The sequence below is a fragment of the Paenibacillus hunanensis genome, assembly GCF_034055775.1.
Taxonomy (GTDB): Bacteria; Bacillota; Bacilli; order Paenibacillales; family Paenibacillaceae; genus Saccharibacillus; species Saccharibacillus hunanensis.
Genome location: NZ_CP139194.1, coordinates 3507559 through 3523512, shown reverse-complemented (window position 1 = coordinate 3523512; position 15954 = coordinate 3507559). Strand labels below are relative to the sequence as shown.

Here is a 15954-nt window from a genome sequence, read left to right as displayed (position 1 = left end):
TAGCGCCTTTACAGGCTGGCTGTGCTTCAAACAACTGCTATCATGACTTGTCAGATTACCACATCGATTCAACGTCCCTGTTTGTAGGAAGAAGATCCAAGTATATTGATCCTTCAAAAATATATTTGACAATTCCACCTGTGCGGTTCAAAAAAAGAAGGAAATTGAGATAAATCCTCGAATACTAACTAGACGCATTTCCGATCATTTTTGAAGCCAAGCCATCATTCATTCCTAGGGGAGGTACCTAACATGGAAGTATTAAAAGTGTCAGCAAAATCCAACCCGAATTCAGTAGCCGGAGCCCTGGCGGGAGTGTTGCGTGAACGCGGCGCTGCCGAGCTTCAAGCTATCGGAGCGGGTGCACTGAATCAAGCGATCAAAGCTGTAGCTATTGCCAGAGGATTTGTAGCGCCAAGTGGAGTTGACCTGATTTGCATTCCGGCCTTTACCGATATTGTGATTGATGGAGAAGACAGAACTGCGATGAAGCTGATCGTGGAGCCAAGATAAGTAGCATTGATCGTTGCACAGCCGCCCTGCAAGCCTACCATTCAAGGCATAAGATGGAGCGGTATTTGTACAATTCCCAGTAGATACCAGACAGGAATGGCGGAAAAAACGTAAAATTTTGTGACCTGTATCGCTTTTTTACTGAAAGCGTGCAGGTCTTTTTGCCGAGTTGGTTTTCATTTTCATAGTAAAAGATGTATAATAGAAAGGTATGGTTTTCATTACATCTAGTACGTGTATTTTGTTACAAACATATATGTACACAATAGCCAAGGAGTGAATGATCAATGAGTAAAGTAGTACCTGTAGGCGTATCTGCACGCCATATTCACCTGTCTCAAGAGCATATTGAAATTCTGTTTGGTGCAGGATATCAATTGACTGAATTCAAACCACTATCCCAACCAGGTCAGTTTGCTGCCAACGAAACTGTAGAGGTTGTTGGTTCTAAAGGTTCTTTCCCTAAAGTTCGTATTCTGGGTCCAGCACGTGCGGCAACTCAGCTGGAAATCTCCCTGACCGATTCCTTTGCAATCGGTGTTAAAGCACCTGTTCGCGAATCTGGCCATATCGAAGGTACGCCAGGCATCCTGATCAAAGGACCAGCAGGCGAGGTTGAAGTTCAAGAAGGCGTAATCGTGGCAGCTCGTCACATTCATTTCCACACTTCGGATGCTGAAAAATGGGGCATCAACGATCAAGACAAGCTGAAAGTTCGTCTGTCTGGCGAGCGCGGCATGGTGCTGGAAAATGTAATCGCACGTGTATCCGATTCCTTTGCACTGGATATGCACATCGATACAGACGAAGCGAATGCTGCTGGTGCACGCACTGGTGACACTGCTGAAATCATCGACTAAAAGCTAAAGCATAGTTATAGATCGAGCGGAAGCGAACAATTGACTTTCAATAATTGCTAGCCTGTGCTTCGATATAATAGTGTTTAATGTGATTATGTATAATCAAACAGCCAGAACAGATTTTGACTGCTTCATCTGGATAGCATATAGCTATTGTGCACGGATGAAGTATCGAGCTGTTCTGGCTTTTTTTCATGTAATCTGATAATTTATCCTATCTTATATCATACGCGGAGTTTGTTTTAAACTTTAGACGATAACGGTATGAACTCGACCCTAACTGCATGAACTCCACCATAACTGCATGAACTCGACTACAATTGCATGAGTTAGATTTGCAGCAACTGGCGGCTGTATGTGCAGTAGTTGTATGTACAGCACCTGTATAGCACTTTTATATAGAATAGCCATATATGGAGTAGATACATATAAAGTAGATACATACAGATGAATACGTTTATCTGGACTAACGTAATGCTACCTATGCACAAATAACATGCGTATTAGATAGAATAGAAACGCGTTAAACGAAACACGATATAGTTGGCTTTACCACCGAGTATTCTTGCGTTTTTATTTATTTCTGATCTTTAGCCTTCCCATAGCGTGCATACGTACCCTGTAAATACTCCAAGTATTGCCTGCGTGTCAAACCACACGTTTGTTTATTAAAATCGTCATATGAGATATCGACTGGAAAACCGAACTCTGCCATTGCTTTTTGACGTGCTTCAATGTAGAGCGGATGATCCAAAGTTTTGGGCCAATCACGATTCTCCAGCGGCTCGAATTCATGCGGTGAAATGCCACTATACACGCCATTATTGATATACGTACGTGCTGCGGTAAATTGAACCTCTGATTCAGGCTTGAATGCCGTTCCGGTACCCCATGATAAGGAGTAACCATTTTCCGGCTTAGCATTCATTTTGCCATATCCGATTGGAAAAGCAATATCCTGCTCGTCCAGCAGCTTATGACCGACATGCTCATAGTGCCCCCGTAGAAAATGATCATCCATGACTGTGATCACATGATCGGATTGTGGAGCCATAATAATGTCAGCAAGCTGGGTAGAACGATTCGTTGTACGATACAAATAAGGACGCACAAATAGCGGCATCGTCATAGCCTGATTCCAGATACTATACTCGCTAAATAACCCATCCTTTTGCATTTTACGCAAATCTCCAACGACCAGTACATAGGCATCATGGTACAAATCTAGCTCCACCCGGAAAATATCGCCTGGTATCGCGTTATAACGCGTGCGCTTCGCATATAGAAGGCGCTCCAGCTTTTGATCATAATCGGCTGGAAGCAGTGTGGGATACTGCTGGAGCCATGCCAGCAGCTCTTCACGCGTATGGCATTGCGGACATTCGCCAAGCGGCAGCGAAATCGTATTATTCGGATTCGTGACCGTCACATAGCCTTTATGATCATGATCACGGATACCAGCTGAAAATTTTATGCTGGCTGCTTTGATGCTTGTAATATTCGAAAAATTCAGCTTCTTTTCCTTTCCTTTTGCCGTCTGAGGAAGAATCCATTGTCGATCCCGCGTCTCAATATGTACATCTGTCTCGGAATAGGCTTGTTCGTACGTGCCCATACATTTCCGAATCACATCGTCCTCGAGCGCAATCCAGTAGCCTGCGCGTAGCTCCATTAGCTCCCAATCCGCATTCAACTGCTGTAAGCCAAAATAAGGGCGTAATTCATTCGTTAACCATAGTGTAGGCTGTTTCAACTTGTACCCTCCTTGAATAATTATGTATTATACATACCATGAATGTTAGATGATCTAGTTTTTAAAGTAAAATGAGTACTAGCATCGGAACTAAAATTAAAAAATGAACCATAACTACTTTAAAAAATGAATGATAACTACATTATAAATAAAACTCTAAATACAGCCATAACTACAGGAGGGTCATATGATGAAATACCGTGTTCGACTGACAATGCTGTTATTGCTACTCATCGGTTCAATGCCTGTCTATTCGCAGGCAGAGGCAGAGGCTGGAGGACTGATCGATGAAGCGAGGCTATTTAAGAAGCTGGATCAGCTTAGCAGTGAACAGATTATTCTGGTGACTGCTGATCGCTCAAGCTCAATCACAGGTAGACTATATGTATACGAGAAGCAGGCTGGTAGCTGGCAGCATCAGTTAGGCCCTGTTCCTGTTGTTTTCGGTAATAAAGGCCTTGGCAAAACGAAAGAAGGCGATGGAAAAACACCGCTTGGCACGTATACACTTGGTACCGCCTTTGGCAGCAGTTCACAGCCGCCAGCAGGCCTGCAAATCGATTATCGCCCTGCAGGAGTAGATGATTACTGGGTCGATACACCGCAATCTCCAGACTATAACAGTTGGGTTGCCTACGAGGGTGATCCGAAGGAGCGCTGGTCTTCCTTCGAGCGGCTTAATCATCCATTATATCAGTATGCAGTGGTGATCAATTACAATACCAACCCGGTTATACGAGGGAAAGGCAGTGCTATTTTCATGCATATCTGGCGAGCAGCTGATAAGCCTACCGAAGGCTGCATCGCGATGTCGAAGGAGAATCTGCTGCGCGTGATGAAGACCATCAATCCTGATCGTTCTCCCAAAATTCGTATCGGTGTCGGTAATGGCATTTACTAATAGATCGATGGATGACAGTAGCTCCTGGCGTGATTCGCTACTCTGATCCAGCATGAATGGAGATTCCTTGCTTTTTATATAGATAGTGCCATGCTATAATTACAGGTGATGCTTTTTTGTTGAACCGATTGCTTCCGTTAATTATGGTGCAAAATAGAGAGAGATTCGTAAAGAATTCACATTCTATGGATCGCATCCATCGGCAAAAGAATAGAGCAGCAGTTGTCCATATCAAGCAGCGCAGGCTGTTTAGTATATTGCGATACGATCGGTATGTTCAGGAAATGTTTATGGTGGGGGAGTGACAGCATAGCATGTCAAAACAAACAAAAGATTATTCTCAATATTTTGATTTTTCGGATGCTAAGGTAATATCCGAGGATGAAACGGGCAAAAAGATCCGTATTCGCGGACGCGAAATCCACATTATGTCCGAACCGAATCAGCGCGAAGAGAAGAAGCGTGGCAAGCAGGAAGTACAGGTGATGTACGAAGATGCGGTGCCAGAAGAACTGCGCGAGATCGGTGCAGGCAAGCATTATCTCGTCTATACGTTTGGCTGTCAGATGAATGAGCATGATTCGGAGACGATCAAGGGTATATTGGAGCAAATGGGCTATACGGCTACAGAAAGCCGCGAGGAAGCTGATATTATTCTGCTCAACACCTGCGCCATTCGTGAAAATGCAGAGGATCGTGTGTTTGGTGAGCTGGGTCATCTGAAAACTCTCAAGCTGGAGCGTCCGGGCTTGCTGCTGGGAGTATGTGGATGTATGGCGCAGGAGGAAGGCGTCGTGAATCGGATTATGCAGAAGCATAATTTTGTCGATATGATCTTCGGTACACACAATATTCACCGTTTGCCACAGCTTGTACAGGGTGCCTTGTTCAGCAAGGAAATGGTCGTTGAGGTCTGGTCTAAAGAAGGCGATATCGTTGAAAATCTGCCGAAAAAACGCCAGGGTATGCGCGGCTGGGTAAATATTATGTATGGCTGTGATAAATTTTGCACCTACTGTATCGTTCCGTATACACGGGGTAAAGAACGCAGTCGTCTGCCGCAGGATGTGATCGCGGAAGTTCGCGAGCTGGCACGTCAGGGCTTCAAGGAAATTACGCTACTCGGACAGAACGTGAATGCCTACGGTAAAGACCTGGAAGGCATGAATTATACATTTGGCGATCTCATGGACGATATTTCCAAAATCGATATTCCGCGTGTACGTTTTACCACTTCACACCCGCGTGATTTTGATGAACGCCTGATCGAGGTTCTGGCTAAGGGTGGCAATCTGGTGGAGCATATTCACCTGCCTGTTCAATCCGGTAGCACGGAAGTCTTGAAGAAAATGAGCCGTAAGTATAGCCGTGAGCGTTATCTGGAGCTGGTTGACCAGATTTACAGTGCTATTCCAAATGCGGTACTCACAACCGATATTATTGTTGGATTCCCTGGGGAAACCGACGAGCAATTTGAAGAAACATTATCTCTTGTGCGTCAGGTTGGCTTTGATTCAGCGTATACATTTATTTATTCGCCGCGTGAAGGTACACCGGCTGCCACGATGGAAGATAATGTGCCGATGGAAGTGAAAAAGGAGCGCTTACAGCGTCTGAACGCTACGATTAAGCAATATAGCCGAATCGGTAGCGAGAAGTTTCTTGGTCAGGTCGTTGAGGTGCTGGTAGAAGGTGCCAGCAAAAACAATGATCAGGTGCTGGCTGGACGCACACGCTCGAATAAGCTCGTCCATTTTGAAGGCTCGGATGAGCTGATTGGCGAGTTCGTATATGTAAAGATTACCGATTCCAAATCGTTTTATATTAAAGGCGAGCTGGTAGCTGAGCCGGCAGCGATAAGCTGATTACAGGGTGCTGCCAGACTTGACCTGACGGAAAGGATGCTATTGCCGTGGACCGACAGGAGCATAACATAAATAATCAGCAGACGGCAGCAGACAGCCCGGAGCTGGAAACGAGCGGATTGTACATCCGTGAAGATATTATGGAGAAAACGCGGCAGCTTGCTGGCCTGATCTCCAACAGCGAGGAAATTATTCATTTTCAAAAGGCAGAGCAGATGATTCAGTCGCATGAACGTGTGCAAAGTCTGATTTCGCAGATCAAGAAAAAGCAAAAGGAAGTCGTTGCCTTCGAATCGCTTCGCAATCAGAAAATGGTAGCGAAGATTGAAGCGGAGATGGCTGAGCTGCAACAGGAGCTGGATGATATCCCGCTTGTCGGTGATTATCAGGAATCTCAGGTAGAGATCAACGATCTGCTGCAAATGGTCGTATCTGCCATTTACAGCACGGTATCGGAGAAGATCCATGTGGAGAGCGGTAAAGATTCTCCCCCGGCGTCCTGCGGGGACTAAGCCTTTGATCAGATCGATGATCATGGAGAAATAACACAGAAGTAGAGGACGCGGAATTCATCTCCGCGTCTTTTTTATCTCAATAAAGGGTCAGCGTTACGATATAATGGTCACACAATGTTCTTTCGTAGTATACCAGATCGAATTTGAGCGGAAAGAAGTGAGCTGATCATGGAATCGTCCAACTATAATGATGCTCGTGTGATCATACGTCCGCGTGCCGAGCATGAAGCGCTACCTATGCCTTTACTATTGCTCGCTGATCCGGAGCCAGCAGCGATTGAGCGCTATGCTGCGCTGTGCCGCTGGTGGTTTGCTGACGATGGGAATGAGATTGTTGGTGTATGCGGTGTGCTGGAGCGTAGCCGTGGCGCCTGGGAGATTATGAATATGGCTGTGCTGACTCGCTGCGAGGGTCAGGGAATCGGGAGCAGGCTGATGAAGGGCGTGCTTGCGGATCTGGATCATGAAGGCGCTATCGAGATCATCGTATGCACAGGCAATTCTAGCCTGGGCGCACTCGCCTTTTACCAGAAAAATGGATTTCGGATGGAAGCGATTGAGCCGGATTATTTTATTCAGCATTATGATGAGCCAATTATGGAAAATGGCATCCCATGTCGTGATCGCATTATTTTGTGCAGGCGACAGGCTAACGATGCGCCTAAGGCTAAGCGTCCTATCGTATTGTCTAATTTTCAAGCCAGTGTCTCTGTCCGTATCGCACAAATTCGTGATGCAGGGCCATTGATTCGTATGAAGCGGCGGCTTGATGAACAGACGACCTTTATGCTGCTGGAGCCAGGTGAGCGCATGATGGGTGAAAGCGAGCAGCGAGATGTGATACGATATGCGTTGCGTAGCGCAAACTCGAATATTTTCCTTGCAGAATACGAGGGTCAGATTATTGGCTATCTGGAAGCGATGGGCGGCAAAGTGACGCGTAATCGTCACAGCGTCTATATTGTGGTCGGTGTACTACAGGAATATGCGAATCGCGGCATTGGTCGAAGATTATTCCAGACGATGATGCACTGGGCAGAGGATCGCGGTGTTCAGCGATTGGAGCTAACCGTCCAGTCTACGAATGCACGTGGTATTCATCTGTATCGCTCCCTCGGCTTCCATATCGAGGGCATCCAAAAGCAGGCATTGATCGTAGAAGGAAGCTATGTCGATCTGATTCAGATGAGCTTGTTGCTGTCGACATGAACGTTTGAGCCGGAATCGATTAAAGCACGATGGAATCAACAGGAGGAATAGAGAATGACGGAGTGGCAAGAGATATTAGAAGCAAGTGAGCGAATGTACTGGGGATTGCTTGGCTGTAGACTGGTGGAAAGTCACCATGAATATATCAAAATTGCATTAACTGCAACAGAGCGTCACCTGAATCATATGCATATTGTGCATGGTGGGGTAATGATGTCTATGATGGATCAGGCGATGGGCATGATGTCGATGGCAGTACAGGGTGGGCAGCCATGTGTAACGACGAATATGAATACTCATTTTGTACAATCGATGGGTGAAGGTGAGCTATACGCAATCGCCAGAGTGATCCATCAGTCCGGTCGCACGATGACACTGCAAGCGGAGATTACGAACGAAGCAGGAGAGACGGGTGCTATTGCTACAGCTACATTTATCGCGACACGGAGCAAGTAATAACTGCATTTTTTTATACCCTATAAATTGAATACCTGCATGATTCCTTTGCCGTGATGTCAAATTAAACATTGACCTCACGGCATTAATAGTTCATAATGATATTATCAAAAAGATAAAATGAACAGTGGTGATCATAATGACGGACAATAGTAAGCAGCATACGTACGATGTCAAAAAGTACCGCACCCCGGATGGCGCTCCCGCCGACATCGTCATGTTTACGCTAACCAAAAAGGAGCGCAAGACATTCACGAAAACACTACCGCTGCGCGAATTGAAGGTCATGCTTATTCGACGCCGTTCCTGGCCTTTTGCTGGCAAATGGGCGCTTCCTGGTGGCTTTTCACACGATGATGAATCCCTGTTTGAAGCGGCACAGCGTGAGCTTAAGGAAGAGACTGGCGTCGATGCACGTCACCTGGAATATCTCGGCGTATACAGCAAGCCGGGACGTGATCCGCGCGGCTGGATTATCTCACATGCTTTTTTTGCCCTGGTGGAAGAGGAAATATTAGAAAAACGCCGTGCTGCTGATGATGCGGAAGAGGTAGGACTATTTACGATTGAGGAAGCGCTGGATGAACTGGAGCTTGGCTTTGACCATCATGATATCATTCGTGATGCATACATGCGGATTCAGGAGCAGATGCTGAGCACTGTGATTGCGAAGAAGTTCCTGCCACCGGAGTTCACACTCAGTGAGCTATATCAGGTGATCAAGGCAGTTGTACCTGATTTTGAAGAGCCGAATTTTATTCGTAAAATTACGTCGACGCGTAGTCGTAAAGGTATTATTGAGGAAGTGCGAGACGAGGATGGTAATCCGCTCAGCTCCAATCAATATTCACAGCGTCCAGCACAGCTATACCGTTTTACAGGGCTTGTGCCGCGTTTATCGATTTATTCGTAATCGGATCGTAACGGTATCGCTATAGCAACGATGATGGGGTATCAACGATATGATCGATGGATAGGCAGCGTTACTTTGTATCGGCTGAAAGCTATATCTGCATGCTCGATTAGTTTGCGTATATGTCCTAATTACAGGGAGGCACAAGAATGAGAGCCTTGATCGTTATTGATTATACGAATGATTTTGTAGATGGGAAGCTACCTGTTGGAGAGCCGGGAATTGCGATTGAAGCGAAAATTGCTGAGCTCACGGAGCAGTTTGTGAATATGGGTCACTGGGTTGTGATGGCCGTTGATCTGCACGAGGAACAGGACCCGTTTCATCCGGAAACGAATCTGTTCCCGCCGCATAATATTCGTGGCACCGAAGGTCGCGAGCTGTATGGTCGCTTGAAGTCTGTCTATGAGCAGCATCGTGAGCAGATATACTGGATGGACAAAACACGCTATAGCGCATTTGCCGGCACGGATCTGGAGCTGCGCTTACGTGCACGAGGCATTACGGATCTGCATCTGATCGGTGTGTGTACTGACATTTGTGTACTGCATACAGCGGTCGATGCGTATAATAAAGGCTTTAATATTGTGGTGCATGAGGATGCCGTTGCAAGCTTCAATGCGGCAGGGCATACATGGGCACTTGAACATTTTCGCACCACAATGGGGGCAAAGGTAGTCAAAAGTGGTTAAAAGGTAATCAAGCCGGCATTTGCCGAACGCTGCAATCTCTAATGTGATACGATTCACATAGAATTGCAGCGTGATCACGATCTTAAAGAGGTGGAACGACGATGAGACAATATGGCCTAGCTTTACATACAGACAAGTATCAGATCAATATGATGTATGCACACTGGGTAAATGGTACGCACCATAAGCAAGCGGTATTTGAAGCTTATTTCCGTAAGCTGCCATTCGGTAATGGTTATGCAGTGTTTGCAGGTCTGGAACGCATTGTGAATTACATTAACAATCTGACCTTCCATGAGGACGAGATTGCTTTTCTGGCAGAGCAGGAGGAGCAGTATGATCCACGTTTTCTGGATGAGCTACGTCAATTCCGCTTTCACGGGAATGTGTACGCGATGCAGGAAGGAGCGGTCGTCTTTGCAGATGAGCCGCTGATTCGTGTCGAAGGCACGATTATGGAGGCCCAGCTAGTCGAGACGGCGTTGCTCAACTTTATGAACTATCAGACGTTAATCGCAACCAAGGCATCGCGTATTAAGCAGGTGGCTGGAGACGATCTACTGCTGGAGTTTGGTACAAGACGTGCTCAGGAAGCCGATGCTGCGATCTGGGGAGCGCGTGCTGCGTATATTGCAGGCTTCCACGGTACATCGAACGTACTTGCTGGTGCCAAATTCGGTATTCCTGCGAAGGGTACACATGCGCATGCGTGGGTACAGAGCTTTGGCAACGAGCAGGAAGCGTTTGACCGTTATGCTGCGGCATTGCCAGATGGCGTAACCCTGCTTGTGGATACATTTGACACGCTCGGTAGCGGTGTGCCCCATGCAATTCGTACAGCGAAGGAGCTGGAAGCACGCGGTAAAAAGATGAGCGCGATTCGTCTGGATAGTGGTGACTTATCGTATCTATCAATTCAAGCTCGCAAAATGCTGGATGAAGCAGGGCTTCCTTATGTGAAAATCGTCGCTTCGAATGATCTGGATGAAAATACAATTCTTGATCTGAAAGCACAGGGCGCTCGCATTGATACATGGGGCGTCGGTACACAGCTGATCACTGCATCTGATCAGCCATCGCTTGGCGGTGTGTACAAGCTCGTCGAATGTGAAATTGATGGCGAGATGACGCCAGTAATTAAAATTTCTGCGAATCCGGAAAAGGTGACGACACCGGGAAGCAAGGATGTATATCGTATTATTAGCACAGGTAGCGGCAAAGCGATTGCTGATTATATCTGCTTCCCCGATGAATCGGAGCCGCGTGAGGGGAAACGACTCAAGCTATTTAATCCGCTGCATCCGTATATTCGTAAATATGTGTCGGACTATGAAGCGGTAGCGATGCTACAGCCTATTTTCGTAGAAGGTAAGCAGGTATATGAGCTACCAGAACTGGCACAGGTTCGCGAATATCATCGTGCTCAATTGCAGCAATTCTGGCCGGAATATTTGCGCAAGCTGAATCCGGAAATTTACCGTGTGAATATTAGTCCGAAAGCATGGGAAATGAAGCAGAAGCTGATCGCTGACCATTTACCGGCAGAAGAATCCTGAGCAGCGCGCTATGAGAAAAGGCATAGTCTGACAACGATAAGAACCACTATGCTTTTTCTTGCACAGCATGATAGAAAGGATGATTCACATGGAAGCAACATTTCGCGCGTATGTATTAGAAAAGCAAGACGAGGAAGTACACGGCTCTATTCAAGAGCTTACGATGGAACAATTACCAGAAGGTAATGTAACGATCGCTGTACACTACTCGGATGTCAATTATAAAGATGGTCTGGCGAGCCTGACCAATGGTAAAGTAGTGCAGCAGTATCCATTCGTACCCGGAGTAGATCTGGCAGGTGAGGTGGTAGAGTCACAGGATGATCGCTACCAGCCTGGAGATCTGGTGCTCTGTACGGGGTATAAGCTTGGTGTTAGTCATTATGGCGGATATAGCGAGTATGCACGCGTGCCCGGAGATTGGCTTGTGCCTTTGCCGACAGGGTTGGAGCCGAAGGAAGCGATGATGCTCGGTACGGCTGGATTTACCGCAGCGATGTCTGTCGATGCGCTGATCCATGCCGGTGTAGAGCCGACATCAGGTCCTGTGCTCGTTACGGGGGCTACAGGTGGCGTGGGCTCGGTAGCGATCTCGATTCTGAGTAAGCTTGGCTACGAGGTATACGCATCCAGTGGCAAGGTGGAGCAAGCACAATGGCTTCAAGAGCTGGGAGCGACCCACATCATTTCACGCCAGGAAAGCGAGCAGCCGATTAAAGGGGCACTCGGTAAAACGACATGGGCAGGGATTATCGATGCAACCGGTGGAGCAGCATTAGGTGAACGTTTGAAAAGTGTAGCTTATCGTGGTGCTGTCGCGGTATCAGGCAATACGGCTGGTGCTAAGTTCGAAAGTAGCGTATTTCCGTTTATTTTGCGCGGTGTACAGCTGATCGGTATTGATTCGGTTTACTGTCCTGCTGAGCTACGCTCCAAGCTTTGGAAGCATCTAGCCACAGACTGGAAGCCAGACACGGTATTACGTCAGGGTATAACGGAATATAGCCTGAATGATGTTCCAAAGGCATTACAAACGGTGCTGAATGGACAGGCCGTAGGTAGACAGATTATTCGGATTATAGATTGAAAAGCAGCTCGTATCCATGTCGATCATGCAGAGTACTTCATACGGAGCATTGAATCGTTGTGATATTGAGTTTACATTGGGATGGTATATGCAACCTTTAATGCTACAGCTAGCGATATCATAATAGTAAAGCCCTTTTCTGTCGAAGTCTGGCAGAAAGGGGCTTTTTTATATGTTGAGAGCTACTATTTAGTAGGCAGAATGATGATTTACTTTTTATAAATTTCACGCATCACATGACCAAGCTCTGGCAAAATAATTCGTTCCATCGCCAGCTTGACTGCACCTCGTGAACCAGGCATAGAGAACACCGCAGTGCGACCGATCGTACCAGCAATCGCTCTGCTTAAAATTGCCGCTGATCCAATATCCTCCGCAAAGCTCAAATAGCGGAAAATCTCTCCAAAACCAGGCAGTTCCTTTGTCAGTAAACTTTGTACGGCTTCAAACGTCACATCACGTGGCGCAATACCCGTACCGCCGGTTAGCAAAATCGCTTCCACATCGGGCTGCTCCGCATATTCATGTAATAGCTCGCGAATCTGTTCATAATTATCCTTTACAATCGTATAGCCTGCGATTTCATAACCATGCTCCAGCAGTAGCGACTGAATCAATTGACCACCCGTATCCGTATCTGGCGTACGTGTGTCCGACACTGTAATGACCATACATTTCACCGTATCAGGCGCTTCTGCCCGATGTTCATCTACCGAACGCATCTTGATCAACTCCTTTGGGACTTAGAGATCGTCGATATCCAATATCTACAGGGATATGCGCTCATTCTACTACAGGCAGAATCATGCAAGCTCCTTCGTAGATATCCATCTATCTATGCTCGCTTTCATTTTAGCATACCCGCAAGTCAGAAATCACGAGTAGGTGACTGACTTACTGTTGCTGATAAGGCGTACAAAAATACAAGTATAAAATACGATGCAAACTCATGCTACAAACGATAGGGGATAGGCTTCGTTCCTTATATCCTTTATAATAAAGGGATATGGATCAATGAGCCAACAATCATGTCCTATGACGACATGTAGCATAATGATACGAACGGAGCGATGATGATGACAGTACCTATTTATATTTTGTCCGGCTTTTTAGGGAGCGGAAAGACGACGCTGCTTCAGCAAATGCTGGAGAACTGGAAGGCAGAAGGCAAGACACCCGCAGTAGTAATGAATGAGATTGGAGATGTGAATCTGGATGGTATGATGCTGGATGGTGATGTGGCGATGGCAGAGCTGCTCAGTGGCTGTATTTGCTGTTCCAATCGAGCCGATCTGGGCATGGAGCTGTACAATCTCATTCAATCAGGCGAGCCAGATGTCATTATAATCGAAGCCTCCGGTGTAGCAAATCCAGTGGAAATTCTCGATGCAGTGACTGAAATCTCGCTCTACCATCGTATGGAGCTGCGTAATCTGATCACTGTCGTCGATGCAATGCATCTGTGGGAGCTGTATGAGCAGCAACAGGGCAAAACGTATCGACTAATGCAGGAGCAGATCCGAGCAGCTTCGATATTAATCGTGAATAAAAGTGATCTCGTACAGCCAGAGCAGTTAACACAGGTACAGGAGATTGCACGTCGCTGGAACCCTTATGCACCGATGTACACGACTGTACGTTGCGAGCTTGATCGTGCGCTGTATGAAGAAGCGCATCCATCCCTTGCCGCCGATAGCTCGGTACAGGCTGAAGTAGCTATGGTAGCGGAGAATACTACACCGAATGCCGGGACAAATGCTACCCATTCTCATGCTGACAATCATACGGATGATGAGCATTGTGGCTGTCATTCCGCAGCGATAGAAGACGATAGTACGACTGCTGAAATGGCTGCTTCTACCGAAGCTACCTCGTCCGAGACATCCGCTCATCGGCATGAACATAATCATGATCATAAGCATGCCGGGTTGCATCATTCTCATGAACATGTGATGGTCTATACGCATTATTTTGAACAGCCGATTAACAGTGAAGCTTTTGAGCGATTGATTGCGAGCTTGCCGTCTGAGGTGTACCGTGCCAAAGGCATCTTAACATTTAGCGATACGAATAGTCGCTTTTTATTCCAGTATGCGTATCAGCAAAGTGATTTTATGAAAATTACACCGCAAAAGGAAGTGCCAGATGTCGCGGTATTTATCGGCGAGCATTTCGACAAACGCCATATTCAGGAACAATTGCAGCTATTGGAGCAGCAGGAGACAAATCTATAAGCTGTTCAGCAAGTATTCGACAGAGTTTCAACCAGAGTAAGTCGCGGGTAATAGTTCAATAATCACCCGGTGCCTGAACCCAGGCGCCTAGGATACGCTGGACGTTCATGCAGGGTACTTAATTTGAACTATACTGGAGGTTGTTTATACGATGTCTACACCACATCAATACCGTCCTTACATCGAAGCTTGTGTTGAAGCGATGAATGCTTGTAATCTGTCCTATGTATCCAACCTGAAGCAGTATGATCTGGAAAAACTATGCGACTGCATTCGTGTGAATCGCGATTGTGCAGAAGTGTGCTCCTTTACGATTCAAGCGCTGAGTCAGGGTAATGCATTTGCAGCAGAGATTGCGGGTCTATGTGCAAAAGCATGTGAAGCATGCATCGCAGAATGCTCCAAGCACGAGCAGACGCATTGTCAGGATTGCGTAGAGGCATGCCGTCGTTGTGCAGAAATGTGCCGTGAGCTTGAAGGTTCGCTGGCGCTGGTGTAATCATCACTACTTCTGTATTCTTATATTCGAACAGATAAGCCATATTGTCGTGTTTCCGGCGATCAGGTTGTTTCCTGCTCGTGTAGGGCGAATGCCTGTGGAAGAGCGAATATGGCTTTTTTTGCGTGAATGAATACGAAAAGAATGTCCAGGATGAGCGAGCGGCTGGAGTGAAATGAGAATTAAAATGGACTGGATCGTAAAGGCTCCGATCGCAATATATACACGGCAATTCTGGAGTTGCAATTAGAATGATAGCACCCATTCTTCTCGAAAAATGCTTGCCTTCTACTGAACGCAACCGTATAATACAGCTTAATATCTTTGACAGCTCATGTGAGTATGATTCAGTATGGCATCCATGCATTCACTCGGAAGTAGGTCACATGGTGATTAAACTACATAATTTTGACCTCGATGAAGGGGAGAGTATGTCTGGAATGGTCTGCTTCGAGCGAGCCGGGAGGGTGAGAGCCGGCAGCAGTACATCTGGCAGAAGCGCACCCTGGAGAAGGTTTGTCCAACCCATTATAGCCCGAAAGCTTGCGGTGTAATGTGCATAGACAGACACGGCTAACCTTCGTTACAGGTTCATGAGTGACAATTCGAAGAATAGGATTGGACGATATCTGTGCTGAGTTACAGAACGGATGCGAAACGTAGGGCAATGATAAGAAGCCCTCGCCGTATCATGCTGTACAAGCATAGACAAGCCCCATCCTCCGCATTCTTGAATTGTACATGGAGTGGCACCACGGGAAAGCATGAATAGCTCTCGTCTCCGCGTATGCAGTAGCGTACCGGATGACGGGAGCTTTTTTGTATTTGATGCGAGTGACCTGATCGGTATGCTAGCTCATTCATATAGCATGATGCAGCATCGATTTGCAGTCGTCAGGCT

General features: G+C 46.6%; 15 protein-coding genes. 13 read left to right on the top strand and 2 right to left on the bottom strand.

Features of this window, described 5'->3' with window-relative positions:
* Positions 1–252: 252 nt before the first annotated feature.
* Both SK066_RS14205 and pduL read left to right on the top strand, forming a co-directional pair.
* Entirely contained in the window at positions 253–513 is a 261-nt protein-coding gene (locus SK066_RS14205) for a stage V sporulation protein S (protein WP_017813748.1), read from the top strand.
* Between the two features lie 287 nt (positions 514–800).
* Positions 801–1373, top strand: a complete 573-nt coding sequence (gene pduL / locus SK066_RS14200) for a phosphate propanoyltransferase (protein WP_250343370.1) — start codon at positions 801–803, stop codon at positions 1371–1373.
* A 577-nt stretch (positions 1374–1950) separates the two neighbouring features.
* Here pduL and SK066_RS14195 read toward each other — a convergent pair.
* A complete protein-coding gene (locus SK066_RS14195; RefSeq protein ID WP_320542001.1) occupies positions 1951–3126 on the bottom strand; it encodes an immunity 26/phosphotriesterase HocA family protein in 1176 nt (391 codons plus the stop codon).
* A 187-nt stretch (positions 3127–3313) separates the two neighbouring features.
* On the opposite strand from SK066_RS14195, the gene SK066_RS14190 reads away from it, so the two are divergent.
* The 9 genes from SK066_RS14190 to SK066_RS14150 all read left to right on the top strand — a co-directional run bounded on the left by SK066_RS14190 (position 3314) and on the right by SK066_RS14150 (position 12320).
* Positions 3314–4027 carry a L,D-transpeptidase family protein gene (locus tag SK066_RS14190; protein ID WP_320542000.1) on the top strand — a complete coding sequence of 238 codons (714 nt, stop codon included), beginning with the start codon at positions 3314–3316 and terminating at the stop codon, positions 4025–4027.
* Between the two features lie 314 nt (positions 4028–4341).
* A complete protein-coding gene (gene miaB / locus SK066_RS14185) occupies positions 4342–5892 on the top strand; it encodes a tRNA (N6-isopentenyl adenosine(37)-C2)-methylthiotransferase MiaB (protein WP_320541999.1) in 1551 nt (516 codons plus the stop codon).
* A 68-nt stretch (positions 5893–5960) separates the two neighbouring features.
* Entirely contained in the window at positions 5961–6404 is a 444-nt protein-coding gene (locus SK066_RS14180; protein WP_229685890.1) for a YlbF/YmcA family competence regulator, read from the top strand.
* Positions 6405–6575: 171 nt separating this feature from the next.
* Positions 6576–7616, top strand: a complete 1041-nt coding sequence (locus tag SK066_RS14175) for a GNAT family N-acetyltransferase (protein WP_320541998.1) — start codon at positions 6576–6578, stop codon at positions 7614–7616.
* Positions 7617–7670: 54 nt separating this feature from the next.
* Positions 7671–8072, top strand: coding sequence for a PaaI family thioesterase (locus SK066_RS14170; RefSeq protein WP_320541997.1), 402 nt, complete (start codon positions 7671–7673; stop codon positions 8070–8072).
* A 139-nt stretch (positions 8073–8211) separates the two neighbouring features.
* Positions 8212–8985, top strand: a complete 774-nt coding sequence (locus SK066_RS14165; protein ID WP_188776725.1) for an NUDIX domain-containing protein — start codon at positions 8212–8214, stop codon at positions 8983–8985.
* Between the two features lie 149 nt (positions 8986–9134).
* The gene (locus tag SK066_RS14160) at positions 9135–9677 is read left to right on the top strand and encodes a cysteine hydrolase family protein (protein WP_188776726.1); all 543 of its coding nucleotides are present in this window, start codon (positions 9135–9137) and stop codon (positions 9675–9677) included.
* A gap of 101 nt (positions 9678–9778) precedes the next feature.
* On the top strand, positions 9779–11233 hold the full coding sequence (locus tag SK066_RS14155; protein ID WP_320541996.1) for a nicotinate phosphoribosyltransferase: 1455 nt from the start codon (positions 9779–9781) through the stop codon (positions 11231–11233).
* Positions 11234–11321: 88 nt separating this feature from the next.
* Positions 11322–12320, top strand: a complete 999-nt coding sequence (locus tag SK066_RS14150; RefSeq protein ID WP_320541995.1) for an acrylyl-CoA reductase family protein — start codon at positions 11322–11324, stop codon at positions 12318–12320.
* A gap of 209 nt (positions 12321–12529) precedes the next feature.
* Here SK066_RS14150 and SK066_RS14145 read toward each other — a convergent pair whose 3' ends face one another.
* Entirely contained in the window at positions 12530–13048 is a 519-nt protein-coding gene (locus SK066_RS14145) for a MogA/MoaB family molybdenum cofactor biosynthesis protein (RefSeq protein ID WP_320544890.1), read from the bottom strand.
* Between the two features lie 342 nt (positions 13049–13390).
* Between SK066_RS14145 and SK066_RS14140 the strand changes: the two genes are divergently transcribed.
* Together SK066_RS14140 and SK066_RS14135 are read left to right on the top strand one after the other, a co-directional pair.
* Entirely contained in the window at positions 13391–14554 is a 1164-nt protein-coding gene (locus SK066_RS14140; protein ID WP_320541994.1) for a CobW family GTP-binding protein, read from the top strand.
* Positions 14555–14705: 151 nt separating this feature from the next.
* Positions 14706–15053, top strand: a complete 348-nt coding sequence (locus SK066_RS14135) for a four-helix bundle copper-binding protein (RefSeq protein ID WP_250343363.1) — start codon at positions 14706–14708, stop codon at positions 15051–15053.
* Positions 15054–15954 lie beyond the last annotated feature (901 nt).

Bases quoted from the DNA above. Each gene is read 5' to 3' on its own strand.
- SK066_RS14175 (WP_320541998.1), top strand. From the start codon at position 6,576: ATGGAATCGTCCAACTATAATGATGCTCGTGTGATCATACGTCCGCGT.
- pduL (WP_250343370.1), top strand. From the start codon at position 801: ATGAGTAAAGTAGTACCTGTAGGCGTATCTGCACGCCATATTCACCTG.
- SK066_RS14135 (WP_250343363.1), top strand. From the start codon at position 14,706: ATGTCTACACCACATCAATACCGTCCTTACATCGAAGCTTGTGTTGAA.
- SK066_RS14205 (WP_017813748.1), top strand. From the start codon at position 253: ATGGAAGTATTAAAAGTGTCAGCAAAATCCAACCCGAATTCAGTAGCC.
- SK066_RS14160 (WP_188776726.1), top strand. From the start codon at position 9,135: ATGAGAGCCTTGATCGTTATTGATTATACGAATGATTTTGTAGATGGG.
- SK066_RS14190 (WP_320542000.1), top strand. From the start codon at position 3,314: ATGATGAAATACCGTGTTCGACTGACAATGCTGTTATTGCTACTCATC.
- SK066_RS14150 (WP_320541995.1), top strand. From the start codon at position 11,322: ATGGAAGCAACATTTCGCGCGTATGTATTAGAAAAGCAAGACGAGGAA.
- SK066_RS14140 (WP_320541994.1), top strand. From the start codon at position 13,391: ATGATGATGACAGTACCTATTTATATTTTGTCCGGCTTTTTAGGGAGC.
- SK066_RS14165 (WP_188776725.1), top strand. From the start codon at position 8,212: ATGACGGACAATAGTAAGCAGCATACGTACGATGTCAAAAAGTACCGC.
- SK066_RS14155 (WP_320541996.1), top strand. From the start codon at position 9,779: ATGAGACAATATGGCCTAGCTTTACATACAGACAAGTATCAGATCAAT.
- miaB (WP_320541999.1), top strand. From the start codon at position 4,342: ATGTCAAAACAAACAAAAGATTATTCTCAATATTTTGATTTTTCGGAT.
- SK066_RS14170 (WP_320541997.1), top strand. From the start codon at position 7,671: ATGACGGAGTGGCAAGAGATATTAGAAGCAAGTGAGCGAATGTACTGG.